The organism is Mycolicibacterium fallax, assembly GCF_010726955.1.
In the GTDB taxonomy this organism is placed as follows: domain Bacteria; phylum Actinomycetota; class Actinomycetes; order Mycobacteriales; family Mycobacteriaceae; genus Mycobacterium; species Mycobacterium fallax.
The window spans coordinates 2,774,203-2,793,571 of record NZ_AP022603.1; the positions used below are offsets into that span (position 1 = coordinate 2,774,203).

Sequence of the window (19,369 nt, forward strand, 5' to 3'; positions counted from 1 at the left end):
CGGACTTTTAGGGAAGCGTCGTCTTCATCAGCATCACGTTGTAGGCCGACCACAGCGACAGCGTGTAGTAGAGCTCCTTGCCCGTCGACCACGGATGCAGGTAGGGCGCGTAGGCGCCGCCGGGGGTCTGCTGGGCGGCGACCACCAGCTGCGGCGGGCTCCACGGGCCCTGCGGCGCCGGGGCGGTGCTCATCAGCACGTCGCCGTTCAGGTTGCCGTACATCACCAGGAACTGCCGCAGGTAGGTGTTGTACTGCGCGGACATCTCACCGACCGAGCCGTGAATCACCGGGGCGGCGGCGCCGGGATTGTTCGGCACCCAGGTGCCGCCGTCCCAGTATTCGTACCTGCTCAGGTCCGGCACCGCGTTCTGCGGAACCCGGGAGACATAGGCGGGGCCGGTACGCCCGGCCGGCGTGCCGAACGAGTAGACGTAGCCGTCGTTGGTCTTGAGGAACGCGCCCTGCTGGAACTTCTCGTTGCCGGGCGTGTACTGGGTGTTCTTGGTGTCATTCGGGTTCGGGGTGCGCACCGAGCCGGGGTAGACGCCCCAGTGCTGGCCGTTGTCCGGGGACACCGCGATCGCCGAGAAGTTCGTGGTCCACGCGCCGGGGCTGTCCCAGTTCCGGATCGACATGATGTTCATGTACTGCACATTGCCGACGGACACCCCCGCGGTGGGGATGATGCCCTTCTCGATCGGCGCCCACTTGATGCTGTTGACGACCTGCTTGGAGTACCCGGTGGCGATCTCCGGGGTGCCGGCGTACCGGTTGGTCATCGAGCCGCTCTGCACGTTGATGCCGCGGGCCAGGGTCCGGTCCTGGGTGCGGAACAGCACGTTGTAGCGCCACTGCTGGCCCTTGACGCCGCAGTAGCCGAAGGTGTCGCCGAACGCCATCAGCACCTGGTTGTTGGCCCGGTCGCCGTTGTCCCACATGATGCCGAGGTCGGTGCCGGAGACGCCGAACCGGTTCAACGTGTTGGCGGCGCTGTCCACCCCGGTCACCCAGCCGACGATCGAGGTGCCCGGCGTCGAACCCATCGCGGGGTGCGGAACGTCCTGGGCCGGCACGGTCGGGGCGATCGCGCGCCGCGGCGCCGGCTGCGGCGCGGGTTGCGGCCGCGGCACCGGGGTGACCGCGGCCCGGGAGCGGGCCTTGGTCGGGTTGAAGGCGTCGATCAGGTCCCGGGACAGCTGACCCAGCTTGGGCAGCGGGGCATTGGGATTGGCGTTGGCCGGCCGGTGCCCGACGGGCGGCTGGTAGTTCCCGCCGGTGTCCGCGTTGGGCATCGGCTGCGGGGGCATCGCCCCGGCCGCGGGCCCGGTGCACGGATCCGCGGACGCCTGGGGCGAGACGCCGACCACGGCGTTGAAGCCCAGAACGGCGACCGAGGCGGCCGCAGTGGCAATTCGGATACGCGACGGCATCGCTTACCTTTCGGAGGGGGACGCCGCCGGGGACCTGGCTTCGACGTCAGCAGTTGCTGCGTGTGACGATAGTGAAGCGTGAGGTTTTTGTGACTGTTGATGCGGAATGGCTACGGAGCCGTGATCGTGTCGCAATCATGAATAACAACAATGTAAGCCCGGGGTGTGCATGCCGGGGCGGGGCGCACCGCCGCTCGGCGCCGGGGCGTCACCCCGGGGTGCTGCCCGGCAGCCATTGGCCGCCGAGGATCACCACAGCACCGCGTACGGACTGGCCAGCACGAAGCCGTGACCACCGGCAACCTGGCAGGTGACCGCCCCGTGATTGCCGACCGCGCAGCTCGAACCCCAGTTCTCCAACCGGTGTCCGGCGGGCAGCACGTCGACGTCACGGGTGAAGGTCGGGCGGTCGGACTGCCGGTACCCGGCCGCCGCCCACCCGCTCGCGACGGTCTGGTTGGTGCCCGCCGGCGCGTCGATCGGGACCGAATCGCAGCCCACCTCGCCGCCGTTGGGCGCGATACCGCAGGCCCGGCCGTCGGGCGTCTTGAAGAACACCCAGTAAAAATCCCGAATGTCCGGGGAGCGGTAGTTTCCGACGGCCAGCGGGTAGTCGTTCAGTTCGTCGAGGCCGACCGGCGGGTCGGCGGCCGCACTGGGCGCGCAGAGCAGCGACGCCGCAGCGACGCCGAGGGCGAGCCGCGCAAATCCGGCCACCGGCGCTACCGCTTCAGCGGGCTGTAGAACACCAGCCCGTTGCCCTTGTTGTCATAGACGACGGCGCGACGCTCGTGGGCGTCGTCGTAGGGGCCCCGGACAATCGCCCCGCCGCTGGCCTCGATGGCCCTGGCCGCAGCGTCGACGTCGGCGGTCTTGATCCCGATGACCACCTGGCCCGGGATGGGGTGGTCGATCTCGGTGGCCAGCGCCAGGGTGATCGGTCCGCCGTCGAGCGCGGCGAAGTGCGCGCCGTCTCGGAACTTCAGCGCCATCCCGAGGGTCTCGCCATAGAACCGGATCGACTCATCCAGATCGTCGGTGGACAGGATGACCATCTTCACTTCGTGGTCGCTCATGCGGTGCCTCCTCGGTAGCCGGGTCGCTTCCACCTTAAAACGACACCGGGCAAGTCCGCCCGGCTCAGGAGCCGGTGCCGACAACCAGCCTGGTGGCGGTGCCCGGGGCCGGAGTCCCGGCACCCGGCGCGGTGCCGTCCGGGGCCGGTGCGGCGGCATCCGGGCCGAAGCTCAGCGTGGTCGGCAACTCGGCGGCGACCAGTCCGTAGAGCGGGCCGTTCCAGGCGTGCAGGCCACTGCCGGCCGGCGCGTACCCGGTGTGGATGGCCAGTTCGGTGGCGGTGCTGCCGCTGACGTCGGGGTCGTAGTCGCAGACCGGGTCGCCGACGTCGCAGACGCTGATGGTGCGCGCGCCGAGCGCCGCGGGCAGCGTGTCGGTGTTGGTGCCGGCCAGGATGTGATGCTCCTGCGCGACGCCCATCCGGGTGCCGGGTGCGCGCAGCGCCGTCGAGCCCATCTTGATGGTGGTGTCGGTGGGAATACGGTCACCGTCGGCGACCAGCAGCACCGCCGCCAGTTGCGGGCTGTCGGCCAGGCCGTGCAGGTTGCGGTGGATCACCATCGCGCCCTGGGAGTACCCGGCCATCACCACCTTGCTGGCGGGGCAGCGCTCGACGTAGGCCCAGTACTGCTGGCCAGTCGCCTCGGCGCCGGTGCGCACGCTGCCCATGAAGTCCATCCAGCCGCCCAGCCCGCCGTCCTCGGGGACCGGCACGGCCGGGTAGTTCACCGCCTCGGCGGACACCGTGTGACCGGCGGACACCAGGTCCGAGCGCAGCCGCTGGTAGGACTGGTAGACCACATCGCCCATGCCCTGGTTGGCGACCAGGCTGGCGCCGTCCCGCTGGCCGGAGCCCGCGGCACCGATGTAGTGCACGTCGGCGCAGCTCGGTTCGGCGGCGGCGGCGGCGGTGCTCAGCCCGGCCAGCGCCAGCCCCGCGGCCGCGGCGGCCAGCCCCAGGCGACGAATCTTCATGCGGATCCTCCCACTCGGTGCGACAGCCATTAGATCGCCGCGGCGCCCGCGCGGTGTTACAGACCAGTCCCCCGGCCGACCGGGATCGGCCGCGCGGCGGGCCGCCCGGTCACGGTGCATTCACCCTCGGATTTTTCCGAGCACGGCCGATCGACCATAGGATTCGGTCCATGACGACAACCTCCGCCCGCACCCTGCCGACCGGGCAGGACATCGACGCCGCGATCGCCGAGGGGCGCCGGGCCTACGAGCTGGACCGCAAGCACGTGTTCCACTCGTGGTCGGCCCAGGCCCAGATCACGCCGATGACGGTGCTGGCCGCCGAGGGGTCCTACGTCTGGGACGGCGACGGCAACCGGCTGCTGGACTTCTCCAGCCAGCTGGTCAACACCAACATCGGTCACCAGCACCCCAAGGTGGTCGCCGCGATCGCCGCCCAGGCGGCCAAGCTGTGCACCGTCGCGCCGCAGTACGTCAACGACGCGCGTTCGGAGGCCGCCCGACTGGTCGCCGAGCGGACCCCGGGCGACCTGAACCGGGTGTTCTTCACCAACGGCGGCGCCGACGCGGTCGAGCACGCGGTCCGGATGGCCCGGTTGCACACCGGCAGGCACAAGGTGCTGGCCCGCTACCGCGGCTACCACGGCGGCACCGACACCGCGGTCAACCTCACCGGTGACCCGCGGCGCTGGCCCAACGACCGGGGCGCGGCCGGCGTGGTGCACTTCAACGGTCCGTTCCTGTACCGCTCGTCGTTCTACGCGCAGACCGAAGAGCAGGAATCCCAGCGGGCGCTGGAGTACCTGGACCGGCTGATCGAGATGGAGGGCCCGTCGACCATCGCGGCCATCATCCTGGAGTCGATCCCGGGCACCGCCGGGATCATGGTGCCCCCGCCCGGGTATATGGCCGGCGTGCGGGAAATCTGCGACCGCCACGGCATCATGTTCATCGCCGACGAGGTGATGGCCGGCTTCGGCCGGTCCGGGAAGTGGTTCGCCATCGACCACTTCGATGTGGTGCCGGACCTGATGACCTTCGCCAAGGGCGTCAACTCCGGGTACGTGCCGCTGGGCGGGGTGGCGATCAGCGACGCCGTCGCCGCGACCTTCGCCGATCGGGCCTACCCGGGTGGGCTGACCTATTCGGGTCACCCGCTGGCCACCGCGGCCGCGGTGGCCACCCTCAACGCCATGCAGGACGAGGACATGGTCGCCAACGCGGCCCGGATCGGCGAGCAGGTGCTCGGGCCGGGGCTGCGTGAGCTGGCGGCCCGTCACCCGTCGGTCGGCGAGGTCCGCGGCGTTGGGGTGTTCTGGGCGATCGAGCTGGTCGCCGACCGCGAGACCCGCGAGCCGCTGGCGCCCTACGGCGGCACCAGCGCGGCGATGGGTGCGGTGGTGGCCTCCTGCAAGGCCAACGGCCTGCTGCCGTTCGCCAACTACAACCGGATCCACGCCGTCCCGGCGTGCAATGTCACCGACGCGGAGGCCGCCGAGGGGCTGCGCATCCTCGACATCGCCCTCGGGGTCGCGGACGGCTACCTGGGCTGACCCGGCGCTGATCAGCCCGCGTCGAACTCGATGTGCAGCTCGGTCAGCCCGCGCAGCAGGAAGGTCGGCTCGTAGCCGAAGTGCCGGTCGCCGGCCCCGCCGTGGTTGGCCGGGTCCAGCCGGATGTCGCTCATCCGGTCCAGCAGCCGGTTGAGGGTGACCCGGCCCTCGACCCGGGCCAGCGGCGCCCCGGCGCAGGTGTGGATGCCGCGGCCGAACGCCAGGTGTTCCCGGACGTTGCGGCGGTCGGCGTGGAACTCGTTGGGGTTGTCGAACTTTCGCGGGTCGCGGTTGGCCGCGCCGAGGCAGAGCATCAGCGTGGTGCCGGCCGGGATCCGCACCCCGCCGAGGGTGGTGGTCTTGCGGGCCAGCCGGAAGTCGATCTTGGTCGGACTCTCGAAGCGCAGCGACTCCTCGATGAACGGTCCGATCAGGTCCCGGTCATCCCGCAGCCGCTGCTGCAGCTCGGGCCGCTCGCAGAGCACCTTGACCGCCGAGCTCAGCAGCTTGGTGACCGTCTCCTGCCCGGCGGCGAACAGGAAGGTCGCCGGCCGGACGACCTCCAGCAGCGGCGGGACCGACCCGTCCGGGTACCGAGCGGTGGCCAGACCGGTCAGCACGTCCTGCCCCGGGTTCTCCCGGCGGTCGGCGATATAGCCGGAGAACAGCTCGTCGAGGTACTGCAGCGGATTGCTGCCGACCGGTTCATGGTCGAGCGCCCCGACCCGGGACCCGGGCGCGTTGCCGGCGCCGAGGTTGCGCCGGATCTCGTCGCGGTCCTCCTCGGGCACCCCGAGCAGGTCGGCGATCGCCAGGGTGGCGAACGGTTTGCCGTACTCGGCGAGGAACTCGCACCGACCGTTGGCGATGAACTCGTCAAGCTGCCGATCGGCCAATTCCCAGATGTAGTCCGCGTTTTCGGAGAGCCGGCGCGGGGTGAGCAGCTTGCTCAGCAGCGAGCGGGCCTTGTCATGCTCGGGCGGGTCCATCACCACCATGTGCTCGAAGATCGGGAACTCGTGCCGATGCGCCTCGATCTGCGCGGAGATGTCGTCGCCCTCCGGGGTGAACGGCAGCGGCGGGAACGGCCCGCCGATCGCGTTGACCGCGGAGAAGGATTCGACGTCCCTGAACGCCGCCTGCACCTCCGCATACCCGGTGACGGCGACGACCCCGTAGTGCGGCTCGGCGACCACCGGTCCCTGCTCCCGCAGGTACTCCCAGTAGGCGTAGGGATCCTGGGCGGTCGCGCCGTCGGTGAAGTAGTCGGTCGCGGCGAAGTCGGTCATCTGCTCGGTCGGCCTTTCGGTGCTCACGCGAGATCGATCCTGTTCAGTCGATCAGTTTCCCGATCCGCCTATGGGTACCACGGGCACCGGGGACGGTCAAGCATCCCGCCCGCGGTCGAGCGCGTAGAGTGCGGTGAATGAGCCCCGCCTCGCCGAAGAACGCCGCGGGCAATGCGCGTGACCGACTGCTGGAGGCCACCGCCCGGATCATCCGGGAGGAGGGTTACGCGGCCGCGACGTCGCGGCGGGTGGCCGCCGAGGCCGGGGTGAAGCAGGCGCTGGTCTACTACTACTTCCCCACCATGGACGATCTGTTCGTCGAGGTGTTGCGCAGCGGCGCCGACGCCGCACTGGCCCGGATGCGGGGGCTGCTCACCGACGACGATCCGCTGCAGGCGTTGTGGCTGATCAACGGCGATCCCCGGTGGTCGGTGCTGAACACCGAGTTCATGGCACTGGCCAACCACCGGAAGGCGATTCGCGCCGAGTTGAAGAACTACGCCGAGCGGGTCCGCGACATCGAGACCGCGGCGGTCACCCTGGTGCTGCGCGCCAACGGGATGGATCTCGATCGCTACCCCCCGGTGGCGGTGTCGATGCTCATCGCGCAGACCGCGCGCAGCCTGAGCAACGAGGCCGCGGTCGGCGTGACCGCCGGCCATGCCGAGCTGCGCGCGCTGGTCGAGGGACAACTGGCCGCGCTGCGCCGACCGGCCCCCGCGGTCACCGCCGCCGACTAGACCCGCCCGGCCGGGTGCGACCAGCCGTTGACACCGCGGCGCCGTGATGGCAATCTCCCTGATCGACCGATCAGATTCAACAGGAGAGTGGGGACGTCATGGCCGGACGCGTCGAGGGCAAGGTCGCAGTCATCACCGGGGCCGCGCGCGGCCAGGGCCGCAGCCATGCGGTCCGGCTGGCCAGTGAGGGCGCCGACATCATCGCGGTCGACGTCTGCCGTCCGGTCACCGACACCACCGCGATCCCGGCGGCCACCCCCGACGACCTGGCCGAGACCGTCGACCTGGTCAAGGGCCTGGGCCGCCGGGTGGTCAGCGCCGAGGTTGACGTGCGGGACTTCGACGCGCTGCGCGCCGCGGTGGACAGCGGCGTCGAGCAGCTCGGCCGGCTCGACATCGTCTGCGCCAATGCCGGCATCGGCAACGGCGGGGCGACCCTGGACCGCACCACCGAAGCCGACTGGGACGACATGATCGGCATCAACCTGTCCGGGGTCTGGAAGTCCGTCAAGGCCGCGGTCCCTCACCTGATCGCCGGGGGCCGGGGCGGCTCGATCATCCTGACCAGTTCGGTCGGCGGGCTGAAGGCCTACCCGAACACCGGGCACTACATCGCCGCCAAACACGGTGTGGTGGGGCTGATGCGGACCTTCGCCGTGGAACTCGGCCAGCACAGCATCCGGGTGAACTCGGTGCACCCCACCAACGTGAACACCCCGATGTTCATGAACGAGGGCACCATGAAGCTGTTCCGCCCGGACCTGGAAAGCCCGGGCCCCGACGACATGGCCGTCGTCGCGCGGTTGATGCACGTGCTGCCGATCGGCTGGGTGGAGCCCGAGGACATCAGCAACGCGGTGCTGTTCCTGGCCTCCGACGAGTCCCGCTACATCACCGGCCTGCCGATGACCGTCGACGCGGGCAGCATGCTGAAATAGCATCGCGGGGTGAATTCCACCGATTTTCAAGAGATCTCGGCGCTGCTGTACCGCTACGCGCGCGCCGTCGACGGTCATGACTGGGACCTCTACCGCAGCGTGTTCACCGCCGAGGCCACCATCGACTACCGCTCGGCGGGCGCGATCGCGGGCAGCCGCGACGAGGTCGCCGACTGGCTGGCCGCCGGATTCGCCGCGATCCCGATGTCGATGCACTACATCACCAACATCGAGATCCTGTCCGCGACCGCGGACACCGCGTCGGTGCGGGCGATGTTCTACAACCCGATGCAGCTGCCCGGGATGACCGAATTGTCCTACTGCGGCGGGTATTACCACCACGAGTTGGTGCGCACCGGCGACGGCTGGCGCAGCCGGGCACTGCGCGAGGAGAACCTGTGGTTCACCAACCGCCCGTCGGGCGCTAGCTGAGTCCTCGGTACGCGGTGACGACGACGGCCCCGCCGAGGCCGATGTTGTGCTGCAGCGCGACCTTCGCGCCGGCGACCTGACGGTTGTCGGCGGTGCCGCGCAGCTGCCAGGTGAGTTCGCTGCACTGCGCCAGCCCGGTCGCGCCGAGCGGATGCCCCTTGGAGATCAGGCCGCCGGACGGGTTGACCACCCAGCGCCCGCCGTAGCCGGTGTCGCCGGCGTCGACGAGCTTGCCGCCGTCGCCCTCCGGGCACAGTCCGAGCGCCTCGTAGGTCAGCAGCTCGTTGGTGGAGAAGCAGTCGTGCAGCTCGATGACGTCGACGTCGTCGGGACCGATGCCGGCCTGGTCGTAGACCTTGGTGGCGGCCGCCCGGGTCATGTCGGCACCGACCAGGGTGATGGCGCTCTGCGCGGTGAAGGTGTGCTCCAGATCGGTGACCATGGACTGGCCGATGATCTCGACGGCCTGACCGGCCAGGCCGTGCCGGTCGACGAAGTCCTCCCCGGCGAGGATGACCGCGCCGGAGCCGTCCGAGGTCGGCGAGCACTGCAGCTTGGTCAGCGGACCGTAGATCTGCCGGGAGGCCAGCACCTCCTCCAGGGTGTAAACGTCCTGGAACTGCGCGTACGGATTGTTCGCGGAATGCTGGTGGTTCTTCACGCCGATCTTGGCGAACTGTTCGGCGGTGCTGCCATAGCGCGCCATGTGCTCCAGGCCGGCGGCCCCGAACATGTACGGCGCCGGCGGCATGGCAAATTCGTAGAGCCCCGACAGCGCCATCAGGTGCCGCGCCATCGGTTGTTCGCGGTCGGTGTAGGTCGACCCGAGCGACCCCTTCTGCATCTTCTCGAAGCCGAGTGCCAGGGCGCAGTCGACCTGACCGCTGCGCACCGCCTGCGCGGCGAGGAACAGCGCGGTCGATCCGGTCGAGCAGTTGTTGTTGACGTTGATCACCGGGATGCCGGTCATGCCCAACTCGTAGACCGCGCGCTGGCCCGAGGTCGACTCGCCGTAGACGTAGCCGACGTAGGCCTGCTGCACCTCGCGGTAGTCAATGCCCGCGTCGGCCAGCGCCGCGGTGCCGGCCTCCCGGGCCATGTCCGGGTAGTCCCAGTCCCGGGCACCGGGCTTCTCGAACTTCGTCATGCCGACGCCGACCACAAACACCTTGCCGCTCACAAACCACTCCAGTCAGATCTCGCCGGATACCGTGCGGTCAACATACCCGGAACGGAGCGTCGGCACGGCGGCGATCTGCGGCGCCCGCGGGGCCGCAACGTCACCGCCGGGCCACGTCGGGATCACGGCGCGGCTCGTTTTCGCCTCGACCCGATAACCATTCCGTACCCGTCTAGACACCCCTCTCACAGAAGTCTTATGGTCCGCTTAACCGAGACTTCGGATTCGGTTCCCCCCTCGCACAATCCAGGAGTCCGGCGATGACCTTCGCCCTTGCTACGTTCCGTCTCACCACCATTTTCGGCGCGGGCGCGCTCGCCTGCGCACTGACCCTGAGCCCCTTGGCCGCGGCCGACCCCGACGGCCAGACCGACACCGTCGCCTCCGGCAAGGGTGTCCCGGTCGCCGCCACCATGGCCGGCGACGGGCCGATCGCCGGGGTCCCGGTGGCGCCCGGGCCGCCGGTCCCGCTCGCACCGCCGGTGCCCGTGGTGCCGCTCGCTCCCCCGGTCCCGCCGGTCCCGCTCGCACCGCCGGTTCCGGTGGTCCCCGCGCCGGTGGCCGCACCGGTGCCGGTGGCCGCGCCGATCGTGGCCCCGGTGGCCGCGCCGGTCGCCGGCGGCAAGGGCGTGCCGACCAGCACCGTCAACACCGGTGGGCCGACCCCGGGCGTGGCGGCGCTGCCCGGACCGGCGAATTCGGCGCTGCCCGGTCAGGGCAATTCGGCGCTGCCCGGTCAGGGCAATTCGGCGCTGCCCGGTCAGGGCAATTCGGCACTGCCCGGCCCGGAGGTGCCGACCCTCGTCGTGCGCTGACCGGGCGGCTCGGGCTACTCCTGCACGATGATCGGGTCGCCGACGTTGACGGTGTGGAAGTACCACTCGGCGGCCGCCGGGATCAGGCTGACACAGCCGTGGCTGACGTTGTCGAACCCGATCGAGGGCACCGCCCACGGAGCGGAGTGCACGAACAGGCCGCGGTGGGTGAACCGCACGGCGTAGTCGACGTCGAGCAGGTAGCCGTCCGGGTGATCCTTCGGGATGCCAACGCTGCTGGAGTCCATCACCACGTCGCGTTGTTTTGCCAGCACGGTGTACTTGCCGACCGGGGTGGCGTACTCGGGCCGGCCCATCGAGGCGAGCAGCACCCCGGCCTCGCCGGCGTGCGGCAGGTGGTGCGGCGACGGCAGCTCGATGGCACCGGGCGGGTCAATGCCGTCGGGGGTGCCGCCTGGGGTGGCGTCCATCCCGTCGGCGGTGGCACCGATGCCGTCGATGGTGACGGTGAAGGTGTGCTCGGAGATGTCGGCGACGCCGATCACCGCGGACCCGGTGCTGAACTGGGTTTTCTTACCACCCACCGAGAGCAGCACGGTGGCGTGCGCCGGCCAGTACCGATCGGGCACCCACTGCACGGTGCTGGCGTCGAGCCACTCGTAGCTGCCCGACCTCGGCGGCCAGGAGGCCACGGCCATGGCGTCCTGCACGGCCGCCCGGCTGCCCACCGGATCCTGAAAGCTCACCACCACCGGATGCCCGACGCCGACCGGCCGGCCGGGGTCCGGCGAGATCGACCGCACCGCCGGCAGCTGCGGATGACTGGCCGCGGCGGGCTCGATGCCCGCCGAGCCCGACGCGATCGTAGAGACAACCACAGCCACGGCAAGACTCGACTGAACAACCGTCCGCATCGATCCATTCCTCTGACGCCCGACCCACCCCTGCGGCGCCCATGCTAGGACGCCCGGCCGATGCGAACGTCCCGGCGCGCCTTGCGATTTCGGTCAAGGATTCGTCACGGTTTGGGCACACCCACCATCACGGCCAGCATCCGGACCGGGTGGTCGTTGTGATTGCGCCAGGCGTGCATGGCCGACTGCTGCACGACGACGTCGCCGGCGTTCACCTGCACGGTGCTGCCGTCCTCCAGCGCCAGTTCGACGGGGCCGTCGAGCATCAGCACGTAATCCAGGGTGGTGGTGGCATGGAAGCCCGCCCCGTCGGTGACGTCCTGCTTGATCTTGGCCAGCATCTCCAGCACCACCCGGTAGGGCGGCAGCTCGATCAGCCGCAGCGCCGTCACGCCCGGGTCCAAGTTCGGGTCGGCGGCGACGGCGGCCGGGTCGGGTGCACTGCCCTGCGGATTGTCCGGCCCGGCGGTCCAGAGCTCATGCCAGAACTTCGGCGCGTCGGTGTTGACCTGCCCGTCGGAGATGAGGGTGGATCGGCCGTCCACGATTCCGGTGACGATACGGCGGGGTCCCATGGGATTCGGTGCTCCTTGCGGCTGGGCGACTGTCGGTACCGCCCAGCCTGCCAGCGACTACTGTCCTAGCCGAGCGCCGCCCCAACCGACCCGCCCGCCGCGCAGGAGCCCGCAATGACCGCAGCCGATTCGCCCGCCCTCCGCCGCTACGCCGGACGCCGGGTGCTGATCACCGGCGGCGGATCCGGCATCGGGCAGGCCTGCGTGCACCGGATCCTGGCCGAGGGCGCCCGGGTAGTCGCCGCGGACATCAGCGAGGCCGGGCTGGCCGACACCGTGGCCAAAGCCGGCGAGCACGGCGCGCGGCTGAGCACCGTGGTGCTGGACGTCGGCGACGAGCCCGCGGTGCGCCGCGGCGTGGCGGATGCCGTCGAGACGCTCGGCGGATTGGACACCCTGGTCAACGCCGCGGGCATCCTGCGCTCGGCGCACCTGGAGCAGACCACGCTGGCCGATTTCGAGCGGGTGCTGCGGATCAACCTGACCGGCACCTTCCTGGTCACCCGGGAGGCCATCGCCGCCCTGCGGCTGGGCAACGGCCCGTCGGTGGTCAACTTCAGCTCCACCTCGGCGCAGTTCGCGCACCCGTACATGGCGGCCTACGCCGCCTCCAAGGGCGGCGTGCTGGCCATGACGCACAGCTGGGCGATGGAGTTCGCCAAGGCCGGTATCCGGTTCAATTGTGTTCAGCCCGGGTCGATTTCGTCGGGCATGACCGACGGGTCCGGGGCCTCCCGGCAGAGTGTGGGCCCCGGCCTGCCCGAGGACGTCGACTTCGCGCTGTTCGGCAAGGTGGCACCGATGTTGGCGCGCGAGGGTGGCGCATTCTTTGCCGCACCCGATGCCGTCGCGGGTGCGGTCGCGATGCTCGGCGGACCCGACGCCTACTTCATCACCGGCACCGAGATCCGCATCGACGGCGGCGCGCACATGTAGCACTCCCCGGGAGGAGCGACGGATGCAGCAAGACACGGTCACCACGGTGGCGGTGGTGGGCGCCGGACTGGCCGGGCTCAGCGCCGCCCGCGACCTGCACCGGGCCGGCATCGACGTGCTGGTGCTGGAGGCCGCCGACCGGGTGGGTGGCCGGGCGATGGCCGTCACCACCGCGCTGGGCTCTCGGGTGGACCTCGGCGGACAGTGGCTCGGCCACGATCACCACCGGATCATCGCGGCGGCCGACGAACTGGGGCTGCACCGCTACCCGATGCGAACCCAGCCGCTGCCGAGGGTGCTGGCCGGATCCCGCCGGCTGCACCCGGCCGGTGCCGCGATGCTCACCGCGGGCCTGGCCCTGGCCGGCGTCGAACTGCTCTCGCGGGTGGGCACCCCGGCGCGGTGGAACACCGTCACGCTGGACCGCTGGCTGAGTCGGGTGCCGGGGCCGACCGCCCGGCGACTGTTGGAGGTCCTGGCGGCGGTGTCCTGGACCGCCGACCCCGATCGGCTCTCGGTGCACGCGGTGGCCACCATGCTGGCTCGTCAGGGTGGCCTGCGCACCATCCTGTCCACCACCGGCGGGGCGCAGGAATCGCTGCTCGTCGAGGGCATCGGGACACTCGCCGACCGACTCGCCGAGGGCCTCGGGCCGCGGATCCGGCTGGCCGACCCGGTCACCGCGATCAGCCACACCGACGACGGCATCACGCTGCACACCCGCACCGGCCGGGTCCGCGCGACCAAGACCATCATCACGGTGCCCGCCCCGATGGCGGCCCGGATCGACTTCCGCCCGGCGCTGCCCGCCGACCGGGCCGCCATCGGGCGAGCGAGCTATATGGGCTCGGTCTACAAGGCGCTGGCGATCTACCCGCGGCCGTTCTGGCGCGGTCGCCACGGCGCGGAGTTCATCGTGCTCGACCGGCCCGGCCGGGCGGTGTTCGACTCCGGCCCGCCCGGCGGCCCCGGTCACCTGTGCGTGCTGGTCGGCGGCCCGGAGGCCCGCGAACTCGACGCGCTGGACCCCGGCACCCGCCGGGCCGCGCTGCTCACGCCGCTGGCCGATTACCTTGGCCCCGAGCTGCTCGAGCCCGCGGACTGGCAGGAAAAGTCTTGGCACCGCGACGAATTCACCGGCGGCGGGTACCTCGCGATGCCGGCGCCGGGCAGCATCGCCGGGTTTCTGCCGGTCGACTCGGCACCGATCGGCGACCTGCACTGGGCCGGCACCGAGACCGCCGAGGAGCACCCCGGCTATCTGGAGGGCGCGCTCCGCTCGGGTGCGCGGGCCGCCGCAGAGGTCATCGCCGCGTTGGCGCGGTAGCCGCTCAGGAACCCTGCTGGCCGGCGTTGCGGGCCAGGTCGATGGCGTACTGGTTGACGAACACACCGGCGGCGGGTTGCCCGCTGGCACACGACCCGTCGGATTCCCCGACCCGCTTGATCCACAGGTAGGCGTCGGCGTGCGGGCCGGCGGTGGCGGTGGTCGGCGGGGTCCCCAGCGCCCGGCCGGCCGGGTTGCACCAGTTCATCGGGGAGTCGTCGATCGGGCCGGCACCGTTGCGGGAGGTGTCCACCACATAGTGCGCGCCGCCGGTCATGCCGGAGACGGCCTCGCCGTAGCCGATGGATTCCTCGGTGGTGTAGTAGTTCGTGGTGTTGAGGCTGAAGCCGCGGGCCCGGTCGATACCGGCCTGCTGCAGTCCGGCGGCGGCATCCTCGGCGCTGAGCCAGCGCGGATGCCCGGCGTCGATGTACACCGCGGCCGCCGGGTTGCGGGTCAGGGTCTCCACGGCGTAGCGGATCAGCGCGAACCGCTCGTCACGCTGCTCGGGCCCCAGGCAGCCGGCCATCGCGATCGCGTCGGGCTCGACGATGAACGTCGCAGGTCGGTCACCGACCCCGGCGGCGATCCCGTCGATCCAGGCCCGGTAGCTGTCCCCGGATCCGAACCCGCCCGCGGCGTAGCTGCCGCAGTCACGGTTCGGCAGGGCGTAGATCGAGAAGATCGGCATTGCACCGGCCGCCTGGGCCGCGCCGGCGTAGCGCGACACCGTGGTGCCGACCGAGCCGGCCGGGAAGGCCTGGTCCAGCCAGTAGGCCTGCGGCGTGTTGGCCACCGCCTCCAGCTCGGGGCTCGGCGAGTTCTTGGCCGCCACCATCGCCTTGGAGCTCGGGTCGACGTAGAACGGCATCCCGGCCAGCGGGTTCCCGTCGTTGACCAGGCGGACGTCCGCGGCATCGGTCGGAACTGGGCCGGCCTGCAGGGCCCCGGCCGCGACGGCGGCCACGGTCAGCGCGGGGCCGACCCATCGAACAAACGCGTTGGCGGCAGAGGAGATCACCCTCGGACGCTATCGGCGCGGCCCGCGATCCACCAAACCGCGGTCAGCTGCGCACCCCGCCGATCCGTTTCGACGCTCAGCCCAGCAGTGGCTCGATCTCGGCCGTGATCTGTGCCGGCGTCACCGCCGACTCGAATCGCCGGAGCACCGCGCCGTCGCGGCCGACCAGGAACTTGGTGAAGTTCCATTTCACCTCGTCGCTGCCGATCATCTCCGGGCGCCTGGCCTTGAGGTAGTCGTACAGCGGGCCGTGCTCGGGGCCGAAATCGCCGGGTGCCTGTTCGCGCAGGTAGCTGTAGAGCGGGTCCGCGCCGGGCCCGTTGACGTCGATCTTGGCAAAGACCGGGAAGCTGACGTCGTAGTTCGATGCGCAGAACTCCTGGATCTCGGCATCGGTGCCGGGTTCCTGGGCACCGAACTGGTTGCAGGGGAACCCGAGTACCGCCAGGCCCCGATCCCGGTTCTGCCGATACAGGGTTTCCAGGCCGGCGTACTGCGCAGTGAACCCGCATTTGCTGGCGACGTTGACGATCAGCGCCAGCTGCCCGGCATAGTCGTTGAGCGATGTGGTTGAGCCGTCGGCGGCCCGCACCGAGAAATCATGGACGGTCATCGGGCCATCCTCTCGGAAGCGCCGTCGCGGAGCCCGCGCGGGCCTCCGCGTCGGCCAATTTCTTTCCGGCGTCCCGGCTCCCGCGGCGCGCCCGGCGCCACCGCATTCCGGGCGGGGTCTACCGTCGGCACGGTGACGGTGTCGGCGCTGCGGATCGCCCGGTGCTGCGCGGCGGGCGCGCTGGCCGTTGCGCTGGCCGCGACCTCGGCGTGTTCGCCGGCCGGCCAGCCGCCGCCGGGCTCCGACGCCGCGGGCAGCGCCGCCCCGAACTCCCCAGCCGCGGTCCCGCGCACCCCACACCCGATCCCGGCGGCCCCCGCGCCGGCCCTGCCCGCCGTCGGCGACATCCCCGCGATCACCCAACTGGTCAACCAGGCGATCGCCGCGCCGCGGTTGCCGGGCGCGGTCGTCCAGGTCGGGCACGCCGGGGAGGTCGTGCTGCGCCGGGGGTTCGGTGAGCGCAAGCTGGCCGGCGAGCCCGGGCTCGACGGGCGGCCCGCACCGCCGGAGCCGATGACGGTGGACACCGTCTTCGATCTGGCCTCGCTGACCAAGATTCTGGCCACCACGACCGCCGTGCTGCAGCTCTACGAACGGGGCCTGGTGCACCTCGACGACCTCGTGCAGGACTACCTGCCGGAATTCAACGCGGCCGACGACCCGGTACGCGCCCGGGTGACGCTCCGGATGCTGCTCACCCACACCTCCGGCATCGGCGGCGACCTGAGCCACCAGGGTCCGTGGGGGCTGACGGCACCCGACAAGGCCGACGGGATCCGGCGTGCGCTCACCGCGCCGCTGGAACTCCCACCCGGCGAGGTGTTCCACTACTCGGACATCGGCTTCATCATTCTCGGCACCCTGGTCGAGCAGATCACCGGCCAGCCCTTGGACGAGTACGTCCAGGCCAAGGTGTTCGACCCGCTGCAGATGACCGACACCCGCTATCTGCCCGCGGCCAAGGTGTGCGGTCCGCATCAGATCCGTGGCACGGCAGTGGCTTTCGACAAGGACGCCTCCGATGTCGCCGCCTGCCCGCCGGATTCCTGGAGCACCGACCTGTTGGCCCGGATCGCCCCGACCGCCCTGGACGAGGACACCCCCGGGTTGAACCCGGACTTCGGCCGGCCGCTGCGCGGCACCGTGCACGACCCGACCGCGCGCCGCATGGGCGGGGTGGCCGGCAGCGCCGGGGTGTTCTCCACCGCCGACGACGCCGGCCGGTACGCCCAGGCGCTGCTGGACCGGCTGGCCGGTCGACCCAGCGCGTTCCCGCTCCAACGATCGACGCTGGAGTTGATGACCACGCCGCAGCAGCCCGGCCACCACCCCGGCCAGCTCGAGGCCGCCAACGCCGCGGATCGCCGCGCGGTGGCGCTGACCCCCAATCGGGCCGATCCGCTGGCCGCGCCCCGCTACCCGGCGATCCCCGGGCAGAACCTGCGCGGCCTCGGCTGGGACATCGACACCCCGCACTCCCGGCCGCGCGGCGTGGTGTTTCCGATCGGCAGCTTTGGTCACACCGGGTTCACCGGCGTGACGATGTGGATCGACCCCGGATCGGACACCTACGTGATCGTGCTGGCCAACGTCATCCACCAGCGCGGCGGCCCGCCCATCACCACCCTCAGCGGCGACGTGGCCAGCGCCGCCGCCCAGGCCCTGGGGTTGTACGGCAGTTAACCGGCGGACAACTCCTCGGCGGCGCGGCACACCAGCGCGGCCAGCCGCGGATGCTCGTGGGGCGTCATCCGCTCGGCGGGGCCGCTGATCGCCACCGCGCCGATCGGGTGCCCGGTCGGTCCGAGCACCGCGGCGGCGATGGTCATGCTGGGGGCGTCCACCTCGCCGCTGGCGGCATAACCGCGCTCGCGGGCCTGCTCCAGCAGGGCGCGCAGCCGGTCGTCGGGTTGACCGCCAAGCAGTTCGGCGCGCCGCTCGGCGGTGAGCAACGGCAGCAGCACCCGGCCGGTGGCGCTGGCCCCGGCCGGGATCCGCGCGCCGATCCGCGGCACCATGCGCAGCGGCCGGCGACTCTCGGCGACCTGGGAAACCACCAGGTGCGGGCCGTCGGGCTCGTTGAAGATCGCGGTCTCGCCGGTGTCGACGGCCAGCCGCTCCAGCACCTGCTGCGTCCGGCGACGCTGTTCGGCCCTGGCGTGTGAGCCGCCGAGGACCGCGAGGATCCGCGGGGCGGTCTCCCACCGGGTCGCCGGGTCGTCGCGCGCCTGGATCCAGCCCTGCTCGGCGAGGGTGACCAGGGCGCGCTGCACCGCACTCTTGTCGAGTTCCAGGGTCCGGGCCAGCGCGGCCACGCCGATCGGCTGGTGCGCGGCGACCGCCTCGAAGACGGTGAGCACGCGGGCCGCCGTGGAGCTGCCCTTGACGGCCATCCCACCTCCTCGCTATGTTGAATATTGATATATGCGTATCAATTATTGATATAGCAGTCAAGTTGTGCGGCCGGATCATCCGGGAGGAATCAGCCATGTCAGCCATTCACGTCGCGCCGCTTCGCGCCGACCTCACCTTCGGCGCCCGGGTCACCGGCGTCACGCTGGACACCCTGGCGGACCCGGAGGTCCGCTCGCTGCTCCGCGACACCTTCGAAGAGCGCGGGATGATTCTGTTCGAGGACGTGGAACCCGACGGCGGGCTACAGGTCGCGATCAGCACGGTGTTCGGCCCGCTCAAGGACCACCCGATCCCGACGGTGCCCCGGGCCGGCGGCGCGCTGCACCCCGGCGTCATCGAGATCGGGCAGGAACCGCGCGAGGGCAACATCGTGATTGTCGACGGCAAGGAGGTCACCTCCTGGCTGCCCTGGCACTTCGACCACTGCTACAACAACAAGCTGAACCGGGCCGGCGTGCTGCGGTGCATCACCGGGGTGCGCGAGGGCGGGCAGACCGGCTTCGCCGACGGCATCGATCTCCACCGCGCACTGTCCCCCGAACTGCGCCGGCAGATCGAGGACCGCAACGTCCTGTACAGCCTGAACCTGCGCTTCCGGGACATGCGCTTCGGTCTGGCCGAGGGGTTCCGCGAGATCCAACCGCACAAGCGGCTGCAGGAGACCATCGACTACGGCAAGAACAACCTGCCCCGCGCCGTGCACCCCGCGGTGTGGACCCGCGACGACGGCGCCAAGGTGCTGCACATCTCACCGTGGATGGCCGAGGGCATCGAGGACGCCGAGACACCGGCCGGCGACGCGCTGCTGGAGGCCGTCTGCCGGGAGATGCTGGCCACCATCACCCCGTACTTCCACACCTGGCGGCCCACCGACATGGTGATCTGGGACAACGTCCGGATGCTGCACGCCGTGAACGGGCACGATCCCGACGAGCGTCGCGTCATGCACCGCACCACCATCGAGGGCGACTACGGCCTGGGTTACTTCGAGAACAACGCCGAGGGCCACCGGCTGCTGGAAATGACCGTCTGAGCGCCGCGAGCCCCAGCTCGGCGTGCCCGCAGCCGGCGTCGAGGACCTCCCCGACGACCGCGCCGTCGTTGTCGATCAACGCGGCGTACTCCGGTTGCGGGGCACCGATGTTCCAGGCCGGCGCGGTCTTCGCCCGGTAGGCC

At 70.9% G+C, this 19,369-nt stretch carries 20 protein-coding genes; 9 read left to right on the top strand and 11 right to left on the bottom strand.

The annotated features are described in order from the left end of the window. Positions 1-7 precede the first annotated feature (7 nt). The 4 genes from G6N10_RS13210 to G6N10_RS13225 form a co-directional block, all read right to left on the bottom strand. Positions 8-1,432 carry a glycoside hydrolase family 183 protein gene (locus G6N10_RS13210; protein ID WP_085093067.1) on the bottom strand — a complete coding sequence of 475 codons (1,425 nt, stop codon included), beginning with the start codon at positions 1,430-1,432 and terminating at the stop codon, positions 8-10. A gap of 249 nt (positions 1,433-1,681) precedes the next feature. After that, positions 1,682-2,149: a hypothetical protein gene (locus G6N10_RS13215; protein WP_085093065.1), complete on the bottom strand. Its 468-nt coding sequence runs from the start codon at positions 2,147-2,149 to the stop codon at positions 1,682-1,684. A gap of 5 nt (positions 2,150-2,154) precedes the next feature. Continuing rightward, entirely contained in the window at positions 2,155-2,508 is a 354-nt protein-coding gene (locus G6N10_RS13220; protein ID WP_085093063.1) for a VOC family protein, read from the bottom strand. A gap of 64 nt (positions 2,509-2,572) precedes the next feature. Further along, positions 2,573-3,484 carry a cutinase family protein gene (locus G6N10_RS13225; RefSeq protein WP_109750394.1) on the bottom strand — a complete coding sequence of 304 codons (912 nt, stop codon included), beginning with the start codon at positions 3,482-3,484 and terminating at the stop codon, positions 2,573-2,575. A 170-nt stretch (positions 3,485-3,654) separates the two neighbouring features. On the opposite strand from G6N10_RS13225, the gene G6N10_RS13230 reads away from it, so the two are divergent. Then, on the top strand, positions 3,655-5,037 hold the full coding sequence (locus G6N10_RS13230) for an aspartate aminotransferase family protein (RefSeq protein ID WP_085093059.1): 1,383 nt from the start codon (positions 3,655-3,657) through the stop codon (positions 5,035-5,037). An 11-nt stretch (positions 5,038-5,048) separates the two neighbouring features. On the opposite strand, the gene G6N10_RS13235 is transcribed toward G6N10_RS13230, so the two are convergent. Further along, positions 5,049-6,326: a cytochrome P450 gene (locus G6N10_RS13235; protein ID WP_085093165.1), complete on the bottom strand. Its 1,278-nt coding sequence runs from the start codon at positions 6,324-6,326 to the stop codon at positions 5,049-5,051. Between the two features lie 137 nt (positions 6,327-6,463). Here G6N10_RS13235 and G6N10_RS13240 point away from each other — a divergent pair, with 137 nt between their 5' ends. The 3 genes from G6N10_RS13240 (at position 6,464) to G6N10_RS13250 (ending at position 8,436) form a co-directional block, all read left to right on the top strand. Continuing rightward, entirely contained in the window at positions 6,464-7,066 is a 603-nt protein-coding gene (locus G6N10_RS13240; RefSeq protein WP_085093057.1) for a TetR/AcrR family transcriptional regulator, read from the top strand. Between the two features lie 98 nt (positions 7,067-7,164). Then, the gene (locus tag G6N10_RS13245) at positions 7,165-8,004 is read left to right on the top strand and encodes a mycofactocin-coupled SDR family oxidoreductase (protein ID WP_085093055.1); all 840 of its coding nucleotides are present in this window, start codon (positions 7,165-7,167) and stop codon (positions 8,002-8,004) included. A gap of 9 nt (positions 8,005-8,013) precedes the next feature. Beyond that, positions 8,014-8,436 (top strand): nuclear transport factor 2 family protein, encoded by a 423-nt coding sequence (locus tag G6N10_RS13250; protein WP_085093053.1) that lies wholly within the window; start codon positions 8,014-8,016, stop codon positions 8,434-8,436. Here G6N10_RS13250 and G6N10_RS13255 read toward each other — a convergent pair. Beyond that, on the bottom strand, positions 8,429-9,616 hold the full coding sequence (locus G6N10_RS13255; protein WP_085093051.1) for a lipid-transfer protein: 1,188 nt from the start codon (positions 9,614-9,616) through the stop codon (positions 8,429-8,431). The two genes, G6N10_RS13250 and G6N10_RS13255, sit on opposite strands and share 8 nt — an antisense overlap. A gap of 260 nt (positions 9,617-9,876) precedes the next feature. On the opposite strand from G6N10_RS13255, the gene G6N10_RS20605 reads away from it, so the two are divergent. Continuing rightward, complete coding sequence (locus G6N10_RS20605) at positions 9,877-10,431, top strand: hypothetical protein (protein ID WP_263993501.1); 555 nt, start codon at positions 9,877-9,879, stop codon at positions 10,429-10,431. A gap of 14 nt (positions 10,432-10,445) precedes the next feature. Here G6N10_RS20605 and G6N10_RS13265 read toward each other — a convergent pair whose 3' ends face one another. Beyond that, entirely contained in the window at positions 10,446-11,306 is an 861-nt protein-coding gene (locus G6N10_RS13265) for a L,D-transpeptidase (protein ID WP_085093049.1), read from the bottom strand. Positions 11,307-11,410: 104 nt separating this feature from the next. Beyond that, entirely contained in the window at positions 11,411-11,881 is a 471-nt protein-coding gene (locus G6N10_RS13270) for a cupin domain-containing protein (protein ID WP_085093047.1), read from the bottom strand. A gap of 114 nt (positions 11,882-11,995) precedes the next feature. Between G6N10_RS13270 and G6N10_RS13275 the strand changes: the two genes are divergently transcribed. Beyond that, positions 11,996-12,817, top strand: coding sequence for an SDR family NAD(P)-dependent oxidoreductase (locus G6N10_RS13275; RefSeq protein WP_109750393.1), 822 nt, complete (start codon positions 11,996-11,998; stop codon positions 12,815-12,817). Positions 12,818-12,839: 22 nt separating this feature from the next. After that, the gene (locus tag G6N10_RS13280; RefSeq protein WP_085093045.1) at positions 12,840-14,144 is read left to right on the top strand and encodes a flavin monoamine oxidase family protein; all 1,305 of its coding nucleotides are present in this window, start codon (positions 12,840-12,842) and stop codon (positions 14,142-14,144) included. A 4-nt stretch (positions 14,145-14,148) separates the two neighbouring features. Here G6N10_RS13280 and G6N10_RS13285 read toward each other — a convergent pair whose 3' ends face one another. Together G6N10_RS13285 and G6N10_RS13290 are read right to left on the bottom strand one after the other, a co-directional pair. Then, a complete protein-coding gene (locus G6N10_RS13285) occupies positions 14,149-15,165 on the bottom strand; it encodes a glycoside hydrolase family 6 protein (RefSeq protein ID WP_234810431.1) in 1,017 nt (338 codons plus the stop codon). A 76-nt stretch (positions 15,166-15,241) separates the two neighbouring features. Continuing rightward, positions 15,242-15,778: a glutathione peroxidase gene (locus G6N10_RS13290; RefSeq protein WP_085093159.1), complete on the bottom strand. Its 537-nt coding sequence runs from the start codon at positions 15,776-15,778 to the stop codon at positions 15,242-15,244. Positions 15,779-16,081: 303 nt separating this feature from the next. Between G6N10_RS13290 and G6N10_RS13295 the strand changes: the two genes are divergently transcribed. After that, complete coding sequence (locus tag G6N10_RS13295) at positions 16,082-17,461, top strand: serine hydrolase domain-containing protein (protein ID WP_163742684.1); 1,380 nt, start codon at positions 16,082-16,084, stop codon at positions 17,459-17,461. Here the strand turns inward: G6N10_RS13295 and G6N10_RS13300 are convergent. Further along, positions 17,458-18,171, bottom strand: a complete 714-nt coding sequence (locus G6N10_RS13300) for an IclR family transcriptional regulator (protein ID WP_085093041.1) — start codon at positions 18,169-18,171, stop codon at positions 17,458-17,460. The two genes, G6N10_RS13295 and G6N10_RS13300, sit on opposite strands and share 4 nt — an antisense overlap. Before the next feature lie 95 nt (positions 18,172-18,266). Here G6N10_RS13300 and G6N10_RS13305 point away from each other — a divergent pair, with 95 nt between their 5' ends. Then, complete coding sequence (locus G6N10_RS13305) at positions 18,267-19,226, top strand: TauD/TfdA dioxygenase family protein (RefSeq protein WP_085093157.1); 960 nt, start codon at positions 18,267-18,269, stop codon at positions 19,224-19,226. The last annotated feature ends 143 nt before the right edge of the window (positions 19,227-19,369 follow it).